This is a genomic window from Chryseobacterium sp. D764 (genome assembly GCF_019317325.1).
Lineage (GTDB): Bacteria > Bacteroidota > Bacteroidia > Flavobacteriales > Weeksellaceae > Chryseobacterium.
The window spans coordinates 908,500-931,138 of the sequence record NZ_CP079219.1; the positions used below are offsets into that span (position 1 = coordinate 908,500).

General features: G+C 36.4%; 22 protein-coding genes. 13 read left to right on the top strand and 9 right to left on the bottom strand.

Annotation, left to right across the window (positions count from 1 at the left end; all coding sequences use genetic code 11):
* The first annotated feature begins 2 nt into the window (after positions 1-2).
* Complete coding sequence (locus KYG33_RS04000) at positions 3-1,520, top strand: TSUP family transporter (protein WP_219072729.1); 1,518 nt, start codon at positions 3-5, stop codon at positions 1,518-1,520.
* Between the two features lie 384 nt (positions 1,521-1,904).
* Here KYG33_RS04000 and KYG33_RS04005 read toward each other — a convergent pair whose 3' ends face one another.
* The 6 genes from KYG33_RS04005 to KYG33_RS04030 all read right to left on the bottom strand — a co-directional run bounded on the left by KYG33_RS04005 (position 1,905) and on the right by KYG33_RS04030 (position 7,382).
* A complete protein-coding gene (locus KYG33_RS04005; protein ID WP_180563784.1) occupies positions 1,905-2,399 on the bottom strand; it encodes a DoxX family protein in 495 nt (164 codons plus the stop codon).
* Between the two features lie 576 nt (positions 2,400-2,975).
* Complete coding sequence (locus KYG33_RS04010; protein ID WP_219072730.1) at positions 2,976-3,665, bottom strand: type 1 glutamine amidotransferase domain-containing protein; 690 nt, start codon at positions 3,663-3,665, stop codon at positions 2,976-2,978.
* Between the two features lie 7 nt (positions 3,666-3,672).
* Positions 3,673-4,581: a helix-turn-helix domain-containing protein gene (locus tag KYG33_RS04015; protein ID WP_219072731.1), complete on the bottom strand. Its 909-nt coding sequence runs from the start codon at positions 4,579-4,581 to the stop codon at positions 3,673-3,675.
* A gap of 119 nt (positions 4,582-4,700) precedes the next feature.
* A complete protein-coding gene (locus KYG33_RS04020) occupies positions 4,701-5,630 on the bottom strand; it encodes an NAD-dependent epimerase/dehydratase family protein (RefSeq protein WP_077417266.1) in 930 nt (309 codons plus the stop codon).
* A gap of 248 nt (positions 5,631-5,878) precedes the next feature.
* The gene (locus KYG33_RS04025; protein ID WP_077417264.1) at positions 5,879-6,271 is read right to left on the bottom strand and encodes a DoxX family protein; all 393 of its coding nucleotides are present in this window, start codon (positions 6,269-6,271) and stop codon (positions 5,879-5,881) included.
* A gap of 130 nt (positions 6,272-6,401) precedes the next feature.
* The gene (locus tag KYG33_RS04030; RefSeq protein WP_219072732.1) at positions 6,402-7,382 is read right to left on the bottom strand and encodes a polysaccharide deacetylase family protein; all 981 of its coding nucleotides are present in this window, start codon (positions 7,380-7,382) and stop codon (positions 6,402-6,404) included.
* Between the two features lie 91 nt (positions 7,383-7,473).
* Between KYG33_RS04030 and KYG33_RS04035 the strand changes: the two genes are divergently transcribed.
* The 3 genes from KYG33_RS04035 to KYG33_RS04045 all read left to right on the top strand — a co-directional run bounded on the left by KYG33_RS04035 (position 7,474) and on the right by KYG33_RS04045 (position 9,125).
* The gene (locus KYG33_RS04035; protein WP_139348536.1) at positions 7,474-8,328 is read left to right on the top strand and encodes an AraC family transcriptional regulator; all 855 of its coding nucleotides are present in this window, start codon (positions 7,474-7,476) and stop codon (positions 8,326-8,328) included.
* A 93-nt stretch (positions 8,329-8,421) separates the two neighbouring features.
* A complete protein-coding gene (locus KYG33_RS04040) occupies positions 8,422-8,880 on the top strand; it encodes an NUDIX hydrolase (RefSeq protein ID WP_219072733.1) in 459 nt (152 codons plus the stop codon).
* Positions 8,881-8,897: 17 nt separating this feature from the next.
* The gene (locus KYG33_RS04045; protein ID WP_077417256.1) at positions 8,898-9,125 is read left to right on the top strand and encodes a hypothetical protein; all 228 of its coding nucleotides are present in this window, start codon (positions 8,898-8,900) and stop codon (positions 9,123-9,125) included.
* A gap of 58 nt (positions 9,126-9,183) precedes the next feature.
* Here KYG33_RS04045 and KYG33_RS04050 read toward each other — a convergent pair whose 3' ends face one another.
* Positions 9,184-9,675: a hypothetical protein gene (locus KYG33_RS04050; RefSeq protein ID WP_077417253.1), complete on the bottom strand. Its 492-nt coding sequence runs from the start codon at positions 9,673-9,675 to the stop codon at positions 9,184-9,186.
* A gap of 215 nt (positions 9,676-9,890) precedes the next feature.
* Between KYG33_RS04050 and KYG33_RS04055 the strand changes: the two genes are divergently transcribed.
* The 3 genes from KYG33_RS04055 to KYG33_RS04065 all read left to right on the top strand — a co-directional run bounded on the left by KYG33_RS04055 (position 9,891) and on the right by KYG33_RS04065 (position 12,070).
* Positions 9,891-11,099 (top strand): hypothetical protein, encoded by a 1,209-nt coding sequence (locus KYG33_RS04055; RefSeq protein ID WP_180563789.1) that lies wholly within the window; start codon positions 9,891-9,893, stop codon positions 11,097-11,099.
* Positions 11,100-11,154: 55 nt separating this feature from the next.
* Complete coding sequence (locus KYG33_RS04060) at positions 11,155-11,499, top strand: hypothetical protein (RefSeq protein ID WP_077417247.1); 345 nt, start codon at positions 11,155-11,157, stop codon at positions 11,497-11,499.
* Positions 11,500-11,584: 85 nt separating this feature from the next.
* Positions 11,585-12,070: a hypothetical protein gene (locus tag KYG33_RS04065; RefSeq protein ID WP_077417245.1), complete on the top strand. Its 486-nt coding sequence runs from the start codon at positions 11,585-11,587 to the stop codon at positions 12,068-12,070.
* A 72-nt stretch (positions 12,071-12,142) separates the two neighbouring features.
* On the opposite strand, the gene KYG33_RS04070 is transcribed toward KYG33_RS04065, so the two are convergent.
* Positions 12,143-12,532 (bottom strand): Fur family transcriptional regulator, encoded by a 390-nt coding sequence (locus KYG33_RS04070; protein ID WP_077417243.1) that lies wholly within the window; start codon positions 12,530-12,532, stop codon positions 12,143-12,145.
* 86 nt (positions 12,533-12,618) lie between these two features.
* On the opposite strand from KYG33_RS04070, the gene KYG33_RS04075 reads away from it, so the two are divergent.
* The 3 genes from KYG33_RS04075 (at position 12,619) to KYG33_RS04085 (ending at position 15,639) form a co-directional block, all read left to right on the top strand.
* A complete protein-coding gene (locus KYG33_RS04075; RefSeq protein WP_077417241.1) occupies positions 12,619-12,957 on the top strand; it encodes a MerC domain-containing protein in 339 nt (112 codons plus the stop codon).
* Between the two features lie 4 nt (positions 12,958-12,961).
* On the top strand, positions 12,962-14,164 hold the full coding sequence (locus tag KYG33_RS04080; RefSeq protein WP_077417239.1) for a GTP-binding protein: 1,203 nt from the start codon (positions 12,962-12,964) through the stop codon (positions 14,162-14,164).
* A 77-nt stretch (positions 14,165-14,241) separates the two neighbouring features.
* Entirely contained in the window at positions 14,242-15,639 is a 1,398-nt protein-coding gene (locus KYG33_RS04085; protein WP_077417237.1) for an alkaline phosphatase, read from the top strand.
* Positions 15,640-15,744: 105 nt separating this feature from the next.
* On the opposite strand, the gene KYG33_RS04090 is transcribed toward KYG33_RS04085, so the two are convergent.
* A complete protein-coding gene (locus tag KYG33_RS04090; RefSeq protein ID WP_077417235.1) occupies positions 15,745-17,163 on the bottom strand; it encodes a PLP-dependent aminotransferase family protein in 1,419 nt (472 codons plus the stop codon).
* Between the two features lie 85 nt (positions 17,164-17,248).
* On the opposite strand from KYG33_RS04090, the gene KYG33_RS04095 reads away from it, so the two are divergent.
* From KYG33_RS04095 to KYG33_RS04105, 3 genes are all read left to right on the top strand, one after another.
* Complete coding sequence (locus tag KYG33_RS04095) at positions 17,249-17,965, top strand: aspartate/glutamate racemase family protein (RefSeq protein WP_077417233.1); 717 nt, start codon at positions 17,249-17,251, stop codon at positions 17,963-17,965.
* A gap of 360 nt (positions 17,966-18,325) precedes the next feature.
* Positions 18,326-22,231, top strand: coding sequence for a response regulator (locus tag KYG33_RS04100; RefSeq protein ID WP_219072734.1), 3,906 nt, complete (start codon positions 18,326-18,328; stop codon positions 22,229-22,231).
* A 12-nt stretch (positions 22,232-22,243) separates the two neighbouring features.
* Complete coding sequence (locus tag KYG33_RS04105) at positions 22,244-22,597, top strand: response regulator transcription factor (protein ID WP_047423117.1); 354 nt, start codon at positions 22,244-22,246, stop codon at positions 22,595-22,597.
* Positions 22,598-22,639 lie beyond the last annotated feature (42 nt).

Genomic DNA, 22,639 nt, shown 5'->3' on the forward strand with positions numbered 1-22,639 from the left:
GAATGAGCAATTCACTATATCCCATATTTTTAAAACTTGAAAACCTTTCACTGCTGATCATTGGTGGTGGCAAGGTTGCCCTTGAAAAACTGGAGTCTGTACTTGGAAACTCTCCGGATACTTCCATTACACTTGTAGCGAAAGAAATTATTCCTGAAATCAACACCTTACAACATCAGTTTTCCAATATAATACTGCATGAAAGAGCCTATGATGATCATGATTTTAATGATATGGATCTTGCCATTATAGCAGTGAATGATGTTGTATTGGCCGGGGAAATCAGAGAAAAAGCCCAGGAAAAAAATGTACTGGTCAATATAGCAGATAAACCGGATTTGTGCGATTTTTATTTAGGTTCTATTGTTAAAAAGGGAAGCCTCAAAATTGCTATTTCAACCAACGGAAAATCTCCTACAATCGCTAAAAGATTAAGAGAAACCTTCACTGAAGTCATTCCTGATGAAATGGATCATGTATTGGATAATATGCAGGACATCCGCAATAAGCTGACGGGAGATTTCAATTATAAAGTTAAAGAACTCAATAAGATCACTACAGAATATCTATCTGACGGAAATCTTTCTTCAAAGGCCAATCTGGAAATTGAAAAGCTGATCAATATTACCAAAACAGCTCAGAGAAAAGCCAATATTTATCTGGCTGTCATAGGGGTTTTACTTCTTTTCGGTCTATTTGGACTCGTAGTGTACCAGTTCAATCTTTCTAATGATATTCAGTACTTTCTGAATAAGGACGGTCATATTTTTTACTGGATGTTATTTGCAGGTTTTATGGCAGAAATTGTGGCCGGATCCATGGGAATGGGCTACGGAGTAATATGTACCACAATACTTTTATTGCTTAATGTTCCACCACCTGTTGTAAGTGCAAGCATTCACTCTGCAGAATCTTTTACGACGGCAGCTGGAAGTTTCAGTCACTATAAACTGGGAAATGTCAATAAAAAAATGGTGTGGGTATTGTTCCCGCTGGCTATTGTAGGTTCAGTTATTGGAGCATTAACCCTTTCTCATTATGGCGAGCAGTATGCTCATATTGTAAAACCCATTATTGCCTTCTATACCCTTTATCTTGGAATCAACATTTTAAAAAATGCTTTCAAAGATAAAAAAACACAGCAAGGCAAAACCAAACGAAGAACAAATCTCAGAATACTAGGTTTGGTAGGAGGCTTTATTGATTCCTTTGCTGGAGGAGGCTGGGGACCGCTTGTTACCGGAACCCTGATCAAAGAGGGAAGAATTCCCCGTTATGTAGTAGGAAGCTCTACTGTAGCCAAGTTTTTGCTGACTGTAACGAGCGCAATTACCTTCATCTTTACAATCGGTATTCATCATTGGAATATTGTTTTGGGGCTTTTGCTGGGTGGTGTTTTTACGGCACCGTTTTCTGCAATGCTTACCGCAAAACTTCCAACGAAGAAAATGTTTGTCGTGGTAGGAATCGTAGTCATCCTGATGAGCCTTGTTACAATAACAAAATCAATCTTTTCATGATAAAATCAATAATCAAAAGAATCAGACATACAATTTAGAGAAGAAGTCTATTTATTTTAGCGCAAAGATTTTAATGTTTTACTTTATTGAGGTAACAAAAGGGGAAAATCAATGATACAGTCTATTGACAACTATCATTACTCATTTTTAGTAAAAATCTGAAACCATTAAATCTTTGCGTTTTTTATTTTAAATGCTTTTTTAAGAAACAAAAACTTAATAGTATCATTTTCACATTATAAGAGGGCAAGATATAGTTCTTTTATCTCACGCTGATTTTGCAGATATATAAAATCTGCACAATCGTCTTAATCTGCGAGAAAAATTAGAACACCTCTGATTTCCAACAAAAAACAGCTCCCAAAAGAGAGCTGTCTATAATAGTTAGTTATTTCCAGATTTTGTTTTTCTGAAAGTATCAATTCCAAATCCTGTACAGCCCTGAAACAAAAACAGAAGCAAAAACAGGAGGTATAACATCTGAGGCAGGTATAGAAAATAGCCAAGCCATGTAAAAGGATCCATTTTATAAACTCCGGTTTCGGGTTTGACAGGAATAAGTTCCTTAGGAATTGTACTCAGATCATGGGTAAATAACGCGACAAGGATAATTATGATTAAAAATACAGAGCTTATTCTCGTCCAAAGACCCAACATTAAAAATAATCCAAAGATACATTCACAAAATGCAGTGAAGTTGGCAGTAAACTGAGGAAAAGGAAACCCTATAGTAGTGATAGTATTCAACATATATCCCTGGAAAATAGGATGGAAAAGTTTATTAAACCCTGCTACAAAAAAGAACAATCCAATTAATATTCTGCATATTATATAGATGTTATTCGTATTTTTTTCGAGGTTTGATAGTATTATCTTCATTATTTTTTTAATTCGTTTTTGATTACATCACCATGATAAAGCCATGAACAGCAGTTGGTCATGTAATTCTGGTTTAGATAATAGGATAGTGTATGGAAAAGATTATTCCATAGCTGAAAATATTATTTTATCAATAACTGAAAATTACATTTTTATTTTGGGCGGAATCCAGATAGAATTAAAAAAAGATGAATAGGGAGGATCATCATATAAAAAAAAGCCATTGCTTATTTCCGGGATCATAAATTTCTCAAATCCAAACGAAGGAAAAGATGCCGTAAAAAAGAGAGAAGAATTAGAACAATAATTATTATTACACTTTATCGGGGTCTTGTTATTTTCTTCAAGAAAGATCTTATTACATTTTTTCTGTGGTTTCTCTTCCGGATTAGAATTACTTATGATTTCTATGGTAGAAAAGGTCGTGTTTTCGGTTTTTGGGATCAGAAAATGGACTAGCATTAAAAATATACTAACTATCTGTATACAATGTAATATTCCATTTTTTCCTGTCATAAATCCCGTACAATTCAGACAAATATAATAAAATATTTATAGCTGCCTTTTAAACGATTATTATTTTTCAAGTTCCCGAACAACTGTTTTAGCCATTTCTTTGGAGCTGAAAGGATTTTGTCCTGTGATCAGATTGTCGTCAATCACCACATTGGAAGTCATAGGGATAAAGGCTTTTCTGTAATGTACATCCCGTTCTTTGAGTGCTGCTTCAAGATTAAAAGGAACTGCGTTTTTTCTTCTGGCTAATGTTTCTTCAAACCAGTCGAATCCGGTTATAGATTTTCCTTTAATCATATATTCTCCATCAGATAATCTTACATTTAGCAATCCTCCGACTCCATGACAAATTGCGGCAACCATTTTATGGCTTTCATACTGCTTCCTGAGAACAGCCTGTAATGTGGAGTTATCCGGAAAATCATACATGGTAGCATGTCCGCCTGTCAGATAAACACAATCGAAACAGTTGTTTTCTACTTCATTCAGACTTTTTGTATGAGCCAGTATATCCATAAATACAGGATTTTCATAATAGCTTTTTGAAATTCCGTCAAGCATAAGCGGTTTCAGACTTTCCGGATCAATAGGAGTATTCCCTCCATTCGGAGAAGCAATGGTAATATGCCATCCTTTTTCTTTTGCAGCATGATAAATATGGGTAAGTTCACTCAGCCACAATCCTGTCTTAAGCTGACTGTTGGCGTATTGGTCTACATTGGTTACCATTAACAAAATATTTTTTATCATAGTAGTATTAATTAAAAGATTTTCTGAATTCTAATGGGGAAACAGCGGTCTGATTTTTAAACAAACGATGAAAAGACTGTGGATGCTCAAATCCCAGGCTATAAGCAATCTCAGACACGGACATGGTAGTGGTAGACAACAGCTCTTTTGCCTTTTCAATCACTCTGTTTTGAATATGCTGCTGTGTTGTCTGTCCTGTATGAACCCTCAGCATGTCACTTAGATAATTGGGACTTATATTCATCTGTCCTGCCACAAATTGTACGGTAGGAATCCCATTGATCAGCAGTTTTTCATTTTTGAAATAATCATCCAGTAAATTTTCAAGCTGAGTCAAAAGATCATGATTTACTTTTTTCCGGGTTAAAAACTGGCGGTTGTAGAATCTGTCACAGTACTTTAACAGCAGATCAATATTAGATACCAATAAATCCTGGGTAAAACCATCCATATTGGCTTCTATTTCTCTGCTGATATTATCCATGATGTCTGTTACAGATTTTTCTTCTTTATCGGAAAGATACAGTGCTTCATTGGCCATATAAGAGAAGTAGCCATAATCTTTTATTACAGAGGCTAATGGATATCCCTGCAGAAAATCAGGATGTATAACCAGTACATTTCCTCTAACTTCAGAAAGCAGAATATCTTCAAACTGCAATACCTGATGGGGAGCAATAAAATACATGATTCCATCCTCAAAGTCATAATAATGCTGTCCATATTTACATCTTCCCGCGCAATCCTTTTTAATGGAAATCACATAAAAATCTGTAGTCACGGCACTCAGAATAGTTTCCGGATCAATATTCACTTCATTAAAATCAAACACACTGATCAGAGGGTTGGAAGGCCTTTTCAGCTTCAGATAGTTGTGTAATGCTGTGATAGAGGTTACTTTTTCAGGAGCTTTCATTTTTTCGCTTATTTTTAACCACCCCGTCAAAAATTCTTTGAATTTTCGCCACCCCTCCGAAGAAGGGGAATATGCAGCCCTTCGGTTGTGGTATTGGTTTTTCTAAGTCACTTATTTTATTAAAGTTGCTGTTCTTTTTTTATCTGTTCAATTCCCTGTCTGTAGGGAGTTATCTGAAATTCCGGGAACCTTTTCCTGAATTTTGAATCATCAAAAAGGTTGTCATATTTATATCTTGGAAGCAGTTCCAGTAACTCTTTTGCATTTTTATTGAATAAAGATCCTATTTTAAAAGCCAGGTTAGGAATTACAGAATACCCGAATTCTTTTCCATAGATCTGAGACGTCAATGCAATGAACTTATTATAGCTTAACTTATTATCGTCTACCGGCAAATGCCAGGTTTGCCCATAAGCATCAGGAGTATTTCCAATTAAAGCTGTAGCGCGGCTTGCATCAGGTGTCCAGATCAGACTTCGAAGTTTATCATCTCTTAACGGAACTTTCAGTTTTTTATCTTCTTTAATGGCATTAAAAATAAGACTATTGGTAATACTTTGAGTTTTCCCAGGGCCATAAAATTCAGGAGCTCTGCAGATCACAGCTTCTATTGTTCCGGCTTTCATTTCTTTTAAAAGCATGTCTGCCATCTGTTTTCTTACTCTTCCTTTTCTGCCTACAGGAGCAAATTGGGTATGTTCCGTCAAAACTTCATTATTTTGAGGGTACATATAAGTATTATCAAAAAATACAAGCTTCGTCCCGTTGATTTTACAGGCTTCAATTACATTTTTCAATATTGTCAAAAATTGTTTTTCCCACAAATCTGTATCCATAGGAAGTCCAAGTGTGAAATAGGCAATTTCGGTTCCTTTCACGGCTTCTATTGCTTTTCCCCTGTCTGATAAATCTGCAGAGAAAACAGTATCAGTATCGTTTACTTTTTTAGCATTTCTGCTGACAATACGAATGTCTGAAGTATAATTTCTTTTTAATTCTCTTGCCAGTTCCTCACCAATCTGCCCATTGGCTCCTAATATCGTTTGCATCATTTCTAATTTTGAGGGTTATATATTGCATTGAAAATAAATAAATAAATAAATACTTTCAGTTGCTTTTATTTCTAATGCAAAATTCGGGCATAATCATAAAAACAGAGTAGCTGAATCCATGAAAGTTGTAACATAATCTCTGAGATCATAAAAAAGCTGAGAAAGTAAAGATTACAACACTTGAATAATTTATTTTTTATTCCTCATTGTTTCCTTTTCTTTCCCAGCTTTAACTGCTGGCTTTTTTAATTTTTTCTATCCAGAGCCAGATAATTGTCATCAATTCTGCTGATCAGAATGTAGAACAAACCTGCATAGATCATCTGAATACCCATGGCTTCCCAGTTTTCCACCGTACTGCTTCCAAAAAGAAGCAAGATGATCAGGGAAGCTCCAGCAATAGTAGAGATACGGGTTTTGAAACCAATCATCAGCAGTAATCCGATAATAAATTCTAAAAAGGGGAGTGTGATGCCAAAGAGATGTACCAACGGCTCTGGAAGCCAGCTTGTTTCAAAACCCTTCACCATTCCTGATGCAAAATCCTGTAGTTTTATCAATCGGACCAATCCGTGTCCTAAAAGATTTATTCCCATCGAAACACGAAGGAAAAAATAGGCTGTTTTTGTATTATTCATAAAGATATTTTTTGGATAGAAGATCGAAGCCTGAAGATGGAAGTTATATATCCGGTATGATTCACTTTACTGTCTTTTTTATCTGTTTCAATTAACCGGTAATTTGTTTTTGCAGACTTTAATAACTTCCTTACTTATTAAACTTTTCTTCGCTATTATCAACAGGAGTTTCAGGATCATTCATTACCATTTTGGCTATATCATCTTTTCTCATAAAGACGACCCCTTGTTTTTCTTTGGTATATTTTATAAACTCTTCCATTGCATGTACCATTGCGGGAGTACCACCAATTCTGTCGTGAAAGCTGATGCTCATCATTCTTCTCTTTGATGCGCCTTCTTCATAAAGACGGTCAAATTCAAATTTTAATTGGTTTAAAAACTGATCAGGACTCCAGTGCTTGCCTTCAATATTCACGATATCATTATTACGCAATGTGTAAGGGATTACAGCAAAATTTTTCCCTTTTACTTTGGTAATAAAGGGTTCATCATGGCTTACATCATCTATGTGATACAAAAAGCCGAGTTCCTGTAAAACTTTAAGCGTATTCGGACCTCTTCGAAGCCAATTAGCGTTATAACCTACAGCTTTCTGGCCTGTAATTTTTTCAACAACATCTACGCCCTGTTTCACAAAATTCAACTCATCAGCATAATTCTTATTCCACTGATTATCCCAGGTAAAACCATGAGCTGCAATTTCATGGCCTCCGTTGGCAATAGCTTTTGCCACTTCCGGATACTTTTCTGCTGCTGTTCCCACTACATGAGAGGTTACTTTAATGTCATATTTTTTCCATAGATCCAGCATTCTGTAAATTCCTTCATTTCCTCCATAACGATACCAGCTTTCTGCCGGAAGATCCGGTTGGCCTTTAGGAAGTGGAGTGCCACTGAAAGGACTTTCAGCACCCTCAGGCTGTCCGCCTGTTTCAAATTGCATAGAAACTGAAATTACCAGCTGAGCCCCATTAGGCCAATGTTTTTTTGTTAAAGTCTTTGTTTCAGATAGATCTTTTTTTACTCTTTTATCCTTGTCGTGATCAGAAAAGGACATCAGAACGATTGTTGAAGCAGTCAACAGTATTGATTGTTTTATATATTTCATTTTGAATGTATTTAATAGGACAAAATTGATCAATAATGAATCAGGATATATTGTAAAAATTAATGGTAAATTTGTAAAAATCCATTCTTTCATGAAACGAATCGTTAATTTCAATTCTTTTAATGTTTTCAGCATTGAAAAAGAAATCTGGGATGTTGAATATCACAATCATAACTTTTATGAACTGATTATCATAGAAAGTGGAAAAGGGCTTCATCATCTCAACAATATTACTTTTCCTTACAAAAAGGGAGATGTTTTTCTCCTGCGGCCCAGCGATGGCCATGAGTTTTCTATTACCAATAAAACACGATTTATTTATATAAAATTTACAGAACAGTACATATGGGAAAATTTGCTCTCCAATAAAAAGAATGAGCTGAAAAAAGTTGTTCAGCTCATGATGGAAGATCATTCTTTTGTATACGAATCAGTGATCAAATGTAAAACGGATAGGGAACATCTGCTGCAGCTGGCCCGAATTCTTCTGTACGAGTTCAGCCATAAAAACACTTATAATAAAGAGATAAGTTCAGATCTTTTCTCTGCTATTATTACTATTCTGATCCGGAACACGATGAGCAATATCACAGCTAAAAACTGGATTACTCAAAACCTGAGCAGAATTGAAAGGATATTATATTATATCAATATTAATGCTTTAGATGGGGATAAAATGAAAATTGAAAATCTGGCCAGAGAGTTTATGCTTTCTCCTAATTATATCAGTATTTACATCAAAAAACAGACAGGATTTTCAATACAGCAACATGTGATGCAGCATAAAATGAAAACTGCAGAAAAACTTTTGCTTCAGAGTCATTACAACATCAGTGAGATTTCAGATAAACTGGGCTTCAATGATGCCAGCCACTTCAATAAAATATTCAAAGGGTATAAGGAAGTGTCTCCTTCTGAGTTTAAAAAGAGATCAATGGTGAAATAATAAAGATAAGTTTCATTTCAACTTTCTTAATGATTTTCTTTCCAGCTCAATTAATCTATTTTTTATATCTTTAATAATCAAACCTTTAAGCTTATGAAAGCGAGTGCCGGGATTTTACTCTTTAAAAAAGAAAAAGACAGACTGTATTACTTTCTGGTTCATCCTGGCGGACCTTTCTGGAAAAATAAAGACCTGGGAGCATGGTCTATTCCAAAAGGAGAGCTTCTTCCAGATGAAAATCCATTGGATCGTGCATTAACGGAATTTAAAGAAGAAACAGGGAAAACAGTGGAAGGGAACTTTGTTGAATTGTCACCCATTAAGCAAAAAGGAGGGAAAATAGTTTATGCCTGGGCATTGAAGGGTCATATAAATACTTCAGATCTTTACAGCAATACCTTCTCTATGGAATGGCCACCCAAATCCGGTAAAATAATAGAAATTCCCGAAGTAGATCAATGGGAATGGTTTACTTCAGAAGAAGCACAGCAACGCATTAATATTGCACAGAAAGATTTCATTACAGAACTCGAAAATATAGTAAAAAAATAACACCTTAAAACAAAGCCATGAAAAAATTAAACAGAAAAACATTAAAAAACATTGTTGGAGAAATCGGTATAGAGCTGAACCTTCCTCTTCCTGTTGGCATCTGTCTTGGAAATCTACTTTCCTTGTGTCCTCCTCATTCTCATTGCCGCGCAGATGAAAGATGCTATCCTGATGCAGTGGGTCCCTGTATCAACGGGCTGTGTCCTTCAGGCTATCACTGCCATTCAGGAGAATGTGTAAGATAAAAAATCAAAACAAAAAGACGTTTATCAATCTGATAAACGTCTTTTATATATTAAAGTTTTATCTCTTTATTCCGATTGCCCTTAATGCACTGGATGTCAAAAAGATATCATCAAACACCGTAAGTGATTCTACATCATTAAATCCTGAAGGAATCAGGTCATTTTTATTAAAAGATAATTCGATAGAAGCATCATATGAAGCGATGATTCTCACTTTTGAATATCCGTTATAATCTACTTTAAAACCTTCAAACATACAGTTTTGTTCTGCCTTCTGATATTCGCCGTATTCTTCAAAACCTGCAATATCAGTTCTTTTTCCGTCATTATGGTCAAGGGATTTCCATGAGTCATAATTTTTAGGTTCTTTCAGAATATTTCCTTCACGATCTAAAGGAACAAACATTCCAAGAGTTAAACGCTTCTTTAAAAAATTGGCATAATTATTCATCAGATTTAAAATCTGAAGATCAGCATATCCTTCGTGTGAATAATATTCCAGCACGAAAGTGGTCATCGGAATCAGCTTATGAGAAGCATCAGTCGGCATAATTAGTCTTTACTTTTTTTTGGCCGATAAAAATAGTATTTTTATTTACTCTACCCAATGGAAGTAAGTGAATAGGATGGAATTTATACCGATTCTGAATAACAATAAGTATAGAACAACCCTCCATTTTTAGTATTTTTGAAGGAAATAACCTTATAGCAATAACCCATCCACTTGAAAAAACTGGAGATTTTTTACCCTTTACAAATTATTATATGTTGAAAAAAATACTTTTAGGAGCCAGCATCATTCATTGTTGCTTTTACAATACTATGGCTCAGAGCCCTGATCAACACCCGGTTTATACATCCGAATGGGGACATCTCTACCGAGATCAAGGAAATAATAAGGATCTTCTGGGGATATTTTCTACCGAAGCTCCGGTTTATCTTCTCGATTCTACCCGCACACAATACAAAGTACAGGTAAGCAACGGTGATATTGGCTTTATAAATCGTCAGCCTTTACAAAAAAACATGCGTGGAAAGAAATCTGCGGGTGAACCCGCTCAGTATTTTTATAGAGGAACACAAGGATATCAGTGCCCACATTATTATGTACAGGTATCAGAATTGCGTGTAAGGAAAGCTCCTACAACAGAAAGTGCAGCAATCCGAAGAGCTGCTTTAAATGAAATGGTTTGTATTGATTATGTTCCTCTATATGAGGATGGCTGGATCTATATTGGTGATCATTTCCACGAAAATCCCGCATATATCCAAATGAAATATCTGGGTACTGAACTTACCTATGAAAAAGTATTGAAAGACTATCTGGCAGCGAAGGGTAAAGACAAGGAAAAAGAGCTGGCTCAGGTTGGAAGATTACGTGAAATGGCATGGATTGGGGATAAAAACCTTAAACAAGCCTTACAATACTGGAAAGAATCCAATACCGGTATAGAAAACCCAAAGATAGATATCGATTTTGAACTTCTTCTGGCAGATCAATTTGCAAAAAAGCCAGGTACACAGGCTTATGAAAAGAAATTGAAAGCATTAAATATGCATTTCCTATGGAAGGAAACCTCTCTTTTTGACGGAAAAATCACAGATGCACAGATTAGACAACTGGAGATGCAGAAGGTTAAAGAGATCCCCAATATGCCGGAATGCGGCTGGGAACCTCAATATTTTTATAGAACACCTAATATTATTATTGCTTTTGAAGAATATAAAGGAAAAGTTTCTGGAAGTATCTATAAAATGTCTTTCAGTAATGGTGAAGCTTTAGTCTTAGGAAATGAGCGTATGGATTCCAATTATGATGAAAGAAATTTTGTAACCCGTTTTGGGGATATGCTGTCTGCACGCTGGATTTCTTCTCCCCACGAATATTACATACAGAATGGAGATGCAGGACTCTTTATTTTTACTTTTAAAGATGGAAAACTTTTCAGCTATGAATGTATGTACTATTGCTAGAATATATTTGATTATTATTTACATTAAAATTATATAATTCTAAGATTTACATCTCATGATTAATGATCCAATTTACTTAGCTGCAGACACCTCTATATTTGGTTTCAAGATGGCTGAACTCGTTGCAGACAAACTTCAGAAAGGTTATTTTCTTGGATATCGGCACCGTGATTTTTGCGGAATGGCCATGAAAATGGACGAAAAAAATCAATTTCTATATGGAGAGCTTTATGATGGGATTGATTTTTCATTTCCAATGGTTTTTAAAAACAGAGAACTATTTGTTTTATGGCTTTCTAAACAATTCACCGCATCACTGGCCCGACTGGATGATGATGATTTTTATAGAGCAAACCAGGTAATTACAAGACAACGCTTACTGGAATTTATAAAAGACTAATAATGTGCTAAAAATCTAGTCCTATTCTCCAACAACAGTGATTAAATTTAAAGCTGTATCTTTACGCTACCAAACAAAATATTATATGTCATTTATTACACCGGAAGGAGCCAGGAAGGCTCAGCTATCCCTATCAGAAAGAGCACCCGTTGCTCATGCTATTCTCTCAGGAGCAGAGAATATTTCGAAATACAACAGTGGAGTATGTCATGATGTGGTAGCCTATGCTTTATATATGCGTGGTGCCTCTATAAGTCCTGCTCAGCTGGCAGAATCGGCCGGACAAAAATGGTTAACTGTATTTAACTATCCTTCAGGAGAAAAGTGGGACGGATATTCACCAATTCCTGCAGGAAAAGCTATTGGTTTCTACAGACTTATTGATAAAACCTTCTTTCATTCAGCGGTTACAACAGGAAAAGGAAATGAAATAAGATCTGTTAACGGATTTTCATTAGGTTCTGCATGGTCTGTACCTGTAGATATGAAATGGGTATTAGGTAAAAGAAATTCTGACGGCACATTCAATTATGATGGTACCAAAATAGAAGTCTATATCTCTTCTTTATAGTCGAAATTTCATTGTGATAAAAACAGGCAGATTTGCAAATTAGCAGATTTGCCTGTTTTTTTATATATCATCCTAAGCATCAGCACATTTCGGACATATCCCGCTGATGATAAAATTGTACTCCTGTGCAATAAAATGTTCCGGTAAACTGAATTCCGGAATCGCGTTTTCAATACACGTCACAGAATGACATTCTTTGCAGTTGAAATGAACATGATTATGAAAATGTTTTTCGTGAGTACATTTCCCGCTGCACTTTGCAAAATTCACCACACCGTCAATATTAACGATCTTGTGAATAGCCCCTTCATTTTCAAGCCTTTCCAATACCCTGTAAATCGTTACTCTATTGCATAGATCACCCAGTTTTTTCTGTATATCAGAATGGGTAAGGGCTATATCTGAGGCATTGATAAGACTTAAAATTTCAGTTTTAGCATGCGTGTTTCTAACTTGTTTCATGTTTTAATGCAACAAAGTTGCTTTATTTGGATTTTTATTTATACTTTTGCAACAAAGTTACAATAAGAAAATCAATCCATACTATTATGAAGTCAAAAATTCTTGATGCTGTAGGACTCTCCGCTGCTGTTTTATGCCTGATTCATTGTATTGTCTTCCCATTATTAATGATTGTCCCTTTGGGAATATCGCATAATCCCTATATTGATTTGGGGTTCCTTTGTATTGGTACCATTATCGTGTTCAGAGTAACCAAAAAGATAACCAACCGCTGGTTGAAACTTTTATTCTGGATATCCGTTTCTCTCATCTTTATTTCTGTACTCACAGATCTGATCTTTGAAATTCATATTCCTCTGATCTATCTTGGAACTGCGGGTTTAATTACTGGACATATCATCAATTTTAAAAATCATAAACATTAAATATATGACGAAGAAACTTCCTGTAACGGTACTCAGTGGTTTTTTGGGAGCTGGAAAAACCACATTACTCAATCATATTCTGCATAATAGACAAGGCTTGAAAGTAGCAGTCATTGTGAATGATATGAGCGAAGTGAATATTGATGCCCGTCTTATTGAAAATCAAAATACTCTTTCAAGAACGGAAGAAAAGCTGGTAGAAATGAGCAACGGATGTATCTGCTGTACACTCCGCGAAGATCTGATGGTAGAAGTAGAACGTCTTGCTCACGAAAATCGTTTTGATTACCTATTGATAGAGAGCACGGGAATCAGTGAGCCCATTCCGGTTGCCCAAACCTTTACCTATATAGATGATGAGAGTGGAATAGACCTTTCCCGCTTCAGCTATGTAGATACGATGGTAACTGTAGTGGATTGTTTCAATTTTATGAAAGATTTCGGTTCCAATGAACTGTTGATGGATCGTGACCTTACCGATATGGAAGGAGATTATAGAACCATTGTCAATCTTCTTACGGACCAGATTGAGTTTGCCAATGTGATTATTTTAAACAAAACAGATCTTATCAACTCCGAAACACTTGGATTTTTAAAAGCTGCCATTAAAAAATTAAATCCTGATGCTGTCATTCTACATTCCGAATTTGGTAAGATTGAACCTCAGCAGATTTTAAATACTCAACTTTTTGATTTTGATGAAGCACAATCTTCAGCTGGCTGGCAAAAAGAATTACAATCTGAGCATCATACTCCTGAAACTGAGGAATATGGAATCAGCTCTCTGGTTTTCAGAGATAGAAAACCGTTTCACCCTGTAAGGCTCTGGAACTATTTGAATCATCATTACCCTGAAGGAACAATAAGGGCAAAAGGATTGTTCTGGCTGGCCTCAAGGCCAGATGATGCTTTGAATTTTTCCCAGGCCGGAGGATCTTTCCGTCTGGAAAAAGCTGGAGTATGGTGGGGCAGCATGCCTATGAACCAACGCGCACTGTATTCTTCATTTGCAGAAAATCAGGAATTTATAGAAAGCAGATGGGATAAAAACTGGGGCGACAGAATCAATGAGCTTGTATTTATCGGGCAGAACCTGGATAAAGATCAAATGGTGTCAGACCTGCAGCATTGTCTTATTAATGAGCAGGAAAAAGAATTGTTTGATCAGAAACAACCTTTTGAAGATCCTTTTCCAATAGATATTTAAAATTAACCTTTAATTAATGCAACTTTGTTTCGATAAAAAACTAAATACAATAACTTACCACCTTATTTCAAAACAATATGGACAGAAGAAAATTTCTAAAAGGTTCAGCATTACTTTCAGGGTTATTTACTTTATCACCGACTGACCTCTGGAGCTTCGGGAGGGCTATAGAAAATCCGCGGACAGGAAAAGCAAAGAACATCATCTTTATGGTAAGTGACGGGATGAGTCTTGGAACACTTTCAATGGCAGATCTGTATTCCCGGAATATTTTGGGAAAAGGGAGTAACTGGCTCAATCTGTATCATGAGAAAAAAGTGACACGAGCCTTGATGGACACTGCCTCTGCAAGTTCTATTGTAACGGATTCCGCTGCAGCAAGTTCCGCTTTCGGAGGAGGAATAAGAGTCAAGAATGGAGTCCTGAATATGGGACCCAACGGTGAAAAACATCTTCCCATATGGCAGCAATATAAAAAAGCAGGAAAAAAAGCAGGCTGTGTGACAACCGTTACCATTACACATGCCACTCCTGCAGGATTTTGTGTAAATTCTTCAAAAAGAAATGCAGAACCCCAAATCGCTGAAATGTATGCCGAGCTGGAACTGGATGTGCTGTTAGGAGGTGGAGACGAATTTTTTAATCCTGCCAAAAGAGAAGACAAGAAAGATATCTATTCTGTGTACAGCAAAAAAGGATACAGAATTTTAAAAAAACAAACCGACCTTAAAGAAATCAAAAAAGGAGAAAAATTATTAGGAATATTCAGTACAGGAGCCCTGCCTTACAGCATTGACAGAACCCATGTTCAGGAATTCAAAAATACACCGACTCTTGCAGAAATGGCAAAGACCGCCATTGATCAGCTGAAAGATCATCCCAGCGGTTTTGTTCTTCAGATAGAAGCCGGAAAAGTAGACTGGGCTGCCCATGCTAACGATGTTGCAGCACTCATTCATGATCAGCTTGCATTTGATGAAGCTGTAAAAACAGTAATAGATTTTGCCGAAAAAGATGGAAATACCTTAGTCATCATCACTACAGACCATGGAAATGCCAATCCCGGAACGATTTACGGAACTGATGCTACCAAGAATTTTAACAGCATTTCAGACTATCAATACACCAATGAATATATTCTGAACAAAATTCAGAAAGACTATTCGGTAAAAGATATTAAAAACTGGGTTTATGAGAGCAACAAAATTGTGCTGAATGATGATGAAGCCAAACATCTGCTAAGCTTTTACAACGGACTTGAAAAAGAGGAAGAAGGACTTTATAATTATAAAAAACTGCCCTTTAAACTCTACTCAGAAATTCAGAAAAGCAGAAATTCTGTAGGCTGGATCAGCATGGACCATTCCGGAGATTATGTGGAAGTAGCGGCTTTTGGTCCCGGAAATGAACTTTTACAGCCTTTTATTAAAAATACAGACCTCCATGATCTGATGCTGAAAGCCTGTTTGATATAGACATTCATATTTTTTCATATTTAATTATTTGGGAGATACGAGGCGGATTGATTGTGTCCGCCTTGTTTTTTTATTTATCATCAGATCTTATGAGTTCTGATTTATTTACATACTCTTTATAATATCGCCTAATCTTTTCAGAGCTTTTTCTACTTTATCATTCCAAACGTTATTGCAGCTGATCCGGATATAGTTTCGGTAATTTCCATTATTGGAAAACAGCGGTCCCGGAGCAAAATTTACAAACTGGTCAATAGCTTTTTTCTGAAGCTCAAATGCATCAATATGGGCAGGCAGCTCTATCCATACTACCAAACCTCCTTCAGGCCGGCTCATCCGGATATCAGATGGGAAATATTTTTCTATCGCCTGAATAGTCAATAGCATCAGTCTGTGCAGTTCAGGTCTAAGTTTGCGCAGGTGACGGTCATAGGCTCCTGTTTTCAGTAGCTGTAACAAAGAAGATTGTATGATGCTTGCTGTTGCAACATTAGTCACAGCTTTTAATCTGGCCACCTGTTCTGAAAACCGTCCTGCAGTACACCAGCCGATTCTGTAACCAGGGGCAGCCGATTTAGAAAAAGAGGAGCAAAGCATAACCCAGCCATTATTGTCATAGCTTTTTATAGTGGTTGGGCGCTGTGTCTGGAAATGTAAATCTCCATAAATATCATCTTCTATAACCGGAACCTGCATTCTTTCAGCAAAAGCGGCTATTGCTGATTTCTTTTCATTATTTAAAGTAATACCATTCGGATTGTTAAAATTTGAAATTAACAGGCAGGCAGAAATCTTTTGTCTGCTGCAGATTTCTGCCAATTCCTGAATATTGATTCCGGTTAAAGGGCAGCCGGAGAATTCAATGACTTTGAGATCAAGGCTTTCTATTGTCTGCAATATACCATGGTAGATTGGAGACTGCACAAGTACCGTATCACCCGTTTTTGCTGCAGCACGCAGGCAAAGACTTACTGCTTCCAATGTACCATTCGTGATAATCACATCATCAGCTGTAATATTACCCTGCCAAAGGAAAGACCTGCGGGCAATTTCGGTTCTCAACTGACTATTTCCTGCAGCAGGCTCATACTGTAAATGCTGACCTGTTAAATCTCTGGAAGCCTGCTGTAAGCTTCTCCGTAAAGCATTAAAAGGCAGAAGATCCGGATGTAAAACAGCGTTGAAAAATGAAACATAAGATTTGTTTTCAGAATCCGGAAATGAGACTTCCTGTAACACTTTTCCGATTGCTATTTTTTGAGCAAGAGTATTGTTTTCGGCCTGTTTTGGCAGACTTACAGAAGAAACTGAGGTACGGAGCACAACAAATCCTGACCTTTCTTTTCCTGCTACCAACCCCTTATCTTCCAATAGAGTGAAAGCTTTCAGAATAGTACCAACACTTATTTTAAACTGCTGCCGGATACTGCGTAATGATGGAAGTTTAGCTCCCACAGGATATGTTCCGTTATTGATGGAAAGCTCAAACTTATCCGCAAGTGCAATATATTGAAAATCTTTCATCTGTTATACTAATATATTCATTTTTTGTATCTGTTACAACACAACAAAGATATCTACTTTTACTGAACAAAAAAATAAGAAGAATATGAAAAAATTAGGATTGGTAGGAGGCATCAGCTGGGCTTCTACTTTAGACTATTACCGTCTTTTAAATGAAGGAATAAATCAGCAACTGGGTGGATTGAATTTTGCGGAATGTATTATTTATTCTGTCAACTTCAACCATTTTCAGCAATTTAATGCAGAGTATGACTGGGATGCAACTTTTGAGCTTCTCTACAATGCTGCCGAAAATTTAAAAAAATCAGGTGCGGAAGCTATTGTACTTTGTGCCAACACTGCTCATATTGTTGCCGACAGGATTGAAGAACAAATAGAATTACCGCTCATTCATATTACAACTGCTACAGCCAATGCCGTTAAACGAAAAGGATTAAAAAGAATCGGTTTGATAGGAACAAGCTATACGATGGAGCTGGATTTTTATAGGGATAAACTGATAGAAGGCGGTCTGGAGCCCCTGATTCCTGAAAAAAGTGAAGACAGAGATTATATCGAGGATATTTTAAGAAATGAATTAAGCAGAGGAATTATTAATCCTGAAACCAAAAAAAAATATCTGAAGATTATCCAGGAGCTTATAGACCGTGGAGCAGAGGGAATTATTCTAGGCTGCACAGAAATTCCGCTTCTGATCAAGCAGGAAGATGTTGCTGTTCCGGTATTTGATACCATTCAAATTCATGTAGATGCTGCTGTAGCATTTGCCGTTTCAAAGGACAATATAACAGTTGTTCCATAAAACATTAAAATACAATTAAATACAGTTCAATTTAAAAGAAACCAATAATAATTAATTAGTTTAATTTACTAACGGTTTCAACTATAAGTACCATATCATCAGATGTGGTACTTTTTATTTCCATAATGCCTATTATTTCTTTAAAAATCCAGAATTCACTTCAATTAATTTGAAATAAACAGGTATATACCTTTATTATAAAATTTACTATAATGGAATATAAAATTATTTCGTACTTTGGTTTACTTATTAAAATAATAATTTAAAGCACTTAAAAATGTTTAAAATATAAACTTTAAGGATCTGATTATCATTTTTTAATAATCAAAAAAGAAAAATCTCTAATTGTTGAAATAATATATGAAGAAGTATCCAATTCCTGCGAATGAAGAAGCCCGAATGAAGAAACTGGAGTTTTATGATCTTTTAAACCTGGAAAAAGATCCCCAGTTAGACATTTTTGCAGAAACGGCATGCCTTGTGACCGACTGTCCTGCAGCGCTTATTGCAATGATGGAAAGTGAAACTCAAACCATCCAAAGCTGTGTGGGGCTTGCCCTGGATTTTGTAGACCGGAAAAATACGGTATGCCAGTATTCTATTGCAAGCGGGGATGTTGTAATTATTAATGACACTTTATTAGATGAAAGGTCTTCTGACAACGCAATAATTCTAGCGGGAGGAATTCGGTTTTATGCAGGAGTTCCTTTGGTTGATGATGAAGGATTCGTATTAGGAACCATCTGTGTCATCGATTATAAACCAAAAACCATTACAGACAATCAGATTTCAACCCTGAAAAAAATAGGTGAGGCGATTACAAAAGTTCTGATGGGGAAAAGAAAAAACATTCAGGCTGAATATTTTCAACAAACCTTCAGTATTTCCAATAACCTGATCTGTGTTTTGGATAAAGATTTCTCTCTAAAAGATGTCAATCCGACTTTTGAAAGTGTATTTCAATTGGAGAAGTCTCAGGTCATTGACCGGGATTTTCTTAGTGTTCTGGGCAGTCATAACTCCCAGCTGCAATTACTTACCAAAAATCTGCCCACTACAGAGGAAGAAGTAACATTTACCACTTCTACAAACATTGGTGATACACAGACTATTATAGAGTGGTACCTGAAACTGAATCAGGATCATTCTGAAATTTTCTGTTTTGGAATCAATATTACTCAGCGCATCGAAGAGAAACTGAAACTTGAAAGTTCTGAACGCCGTTTCAGAAGCTTCTTCGAAAATGCAATAGGACTGATGAGTATGCATGATATGGAAGGGAATATTACTGCTGTAAACGAAAAAGGCAGAGAAACCCTGCAGTATTCTGCAGAAGAAGTGGAAGGACTGAATCTGAGAGATCTTGTTCCTGAAAAAAACTGGCCTCTGTTGGAGCAGTACCTGGAAAGAATCAACAAAAACCAGGAAGATTTCGGAACCATGATTTTGAAAACAAAAGGAGGTGAAGAAGTGATCTGGATGTACCATAATCTGGTAGAAATCAACAAAGAAGGAAAACCTTATGTAGTAAGTACCGCGCTGAATGTTACCGAAAGAATGACGTTGGAAAAAGATCTTGTTCATACCAAAAAAATGCTGGAACAGACAAGTGCTGTAGCCCAGGTGGGAGGATGGGAAGTGAATCTTAAAAAGAATACCGTATTTTGGTCACAGTCAACCAGAGAAATACATAAAATAGACAAAACATTCCAGCCTGATCTGGAAAATGCGCTGGGCTTCTATAGTGAAAACAGCCGCGAAAAACTGAAATTATTATTCGAAAGAGCTGTAAAAGAAGGAGTTCCTTACGATGAAGAATTACAGCTTGTCCGGAATGACGGTGTGACGATCTGGGTAAGGGTAAAAGGAATACCGGAATTTGAAGAAGGGGTCTGTATCAGAGTCTACGGAATCATTCAGGATATTGATAATTTCAAAAAAATCTACCTTGAGCTGGCCAAAAAAGAGGCGATGCTGCAGTCATTCGTTACATATGTTCCTGCAACTGTGGCTATGTTTGACAAAGATCTTAATTACCTTTCTGTAAGCAGCAGCTGGAAAAATGAATTCCAAATGAATGACATCAGGCTTCTCGGAGAAAATATGTTCAAGATTTCTCCTAATGTACCGGATGAAAGGATAAAGATCTACCAGGATGCCCTGGCAGGAATTGCCTATAAAAATGAAGATATGGCAATAGAAGTTCCCGATAAAGAAATAATTCAGCATTATAATATTGAAGTTACTCCATGGTATCTTTCTACTCGTACAATAGGCGGAATTATTGTTTCTGCACAAAATATTACAGCATCGGTAAGAATCAATAAAGAGCTTAAAAATGCCAAGAAAATGGCCGATATTGCCAATAAAGCAAAATCTGAATTTTTAGCCAATATGAGCCATGAGATCAGGACTCCGCTGAATGGTGTTATTGGTTTCTCTGATCTTTTGTTAAAAACGCCGTTGAATGAGATACAGACTCAATACCTCAATTATATTAATGAATCCGGAGAAAATCTGTTAAACATCATCAATGACATTCTTGATTTTTCTAAAATAGAATCCGGAAAAATGGATCTTTCCATTGAAAAATCCAATGTATATGATATTGTAAGCCAGGTGATCAATGTGATCCTTTACCAGTCGCAGAAAAAGAATATAGAATTACTGTTAAATATAGAGCAGGGACTTCCTGAAACCATCTGGGTGGATGAATCCAGATTGAAACAGATTCTGATCAACCTCCTCGGAAATGCTGTCAAATTTACCGCACAGGGAGAAATAGAACTTAAAGTGGAAAAGCTGAAAACTGACAATAAAGATATCACATTAAGATTTTCAGTCCGGGATACGGGAATTGGTATTCCCAAGGAGAAACAACACTTTATTTTTGATGCCTTCACACAAGAAAACGGCTCTATCAGCAAACGTTATGGCGGAACAGGACTTGGCCTTACTATCTCGAACAATATTCTGAAATATATGGGAAGCAGTCTGTCTCTGGTGAGTGAGGTTGATAAAGGTTCTGTTTTCTATTTTGACATTCAGATCCCTTGTGAAATGACAGAACGCCCTGAAGATGAAGATCTGAAAATAAACAGAGTTCTTATTGTTGATGATAATGAAGCCAACAGAGTGATTCTTCAGCATATGCTTGCCTATAAAAATATAGATTCAAAGCTGGCAGCCAATGGTATGGAAGCCCTTCAGATACTTCTTGCAGGGGAACGTTTCGATGTCATTCTTATGGATTATCACATGCCAATTATTTCGGGGCTGGAAACGATAGAAAAAATCAAGGAACTGTTTAACAAACAAAACGAACTTTCACCTCTGATTATTCTTCACACTTCTTCTGAAGAGCATGATGTCATCAATTCTTTCCGTCAGGAAAACAATTCTTACTTCCTGCTGAAGCCTATCAAATCTGAAGAGCTGTATAAAACATTGAAACAGGCTGTAAAGTACACAGAAAAGGAAATCAGCCAAATTCCACCGCCAGAAACAGAAGCTTCACCACTGATGCAGGCACCTCAGGTTTTGCTGGTAGATGACAACCCCGTAAATATGGTCCTGAACCACAAAATGATGCGTTCATTGATTCCAGATGCAGAACTCACAGAAGCAACAGATGGTCTTCAGGCTTGGGAACACTGCAAAGAAAAAACATTCAATATCATTTTAATGGATGTTCAGATGCCGGTAATGGACGGTATTGAGGCAACAAAACAAATCCGTTTACTGCCTGGCTATGCCAGTGTTCCTATTATTGGAGTAACAGCCGGAAATGTGTTGGGTGAAAAGGAAAAATGTATAAATTCCGGAATGAATGATTTTCTGCCTAAACCTTTAAGACAGGCCGATCTCCTGGAAATGCTGAAGAAATACTTGATGAATAAAGATCACATGGTTTCTGAGGATGCTCTGGATCATTCAAAACATCTGGATATCAATCTTTTGAATGAACAAATAGGTGATGATGATGAAGATTTCAGAAAAGTATTTTTGGACCTCGTAATACAGCAGCTTACTCAGGCTGAAGAAGATATTAAAAAAAGCACAGCTGAAAAAGACAGTACCAATCTGAAATTGATCCTTCACAAACTCAAAGGAACTGCCGGAACTGCCGGACTGCTAAAGCTTACAGAATATACTGCAAATTGGGAAAGAAAAACAGATCCAGATATGGATTTTGCTTCCATGGAACAGGAAATTATCCAGGAAATAACTACAGGACTACAATTAATTAAACATTTAATACAATAAAAAAATAAAACTATGTTGATTCTAATCGCGGAAGACGATGAACTGATTCTAAAAACGATAGAGCACAAATTATTAAAAGAAGGGCATGAAGTGATCCTCACCCGCAATGGTAAAGATGCTATCGAAACCCTTAAAACCAAAGAGGTAGATCTGGCTATTACAGATATTATGATGCCGTTTGCCTCCGGAATTGAAATACTTTCAGCCATCAAAACGATGGACAAGCAGATCCCCGTGATCATGCTTTCCAGTATGGGGCAGGAGGAAGTGGTACTCAATGCTTTTGACCTCGGAGCTGCCGATTTTATAGTAAAACCATTCAGTCCCAATGAATTGATATTAAGAATTAAAAGATTTTCAAAATAAATTACATTCATGTTTCTCACCACTTCCGTGCATTTTCTTTTT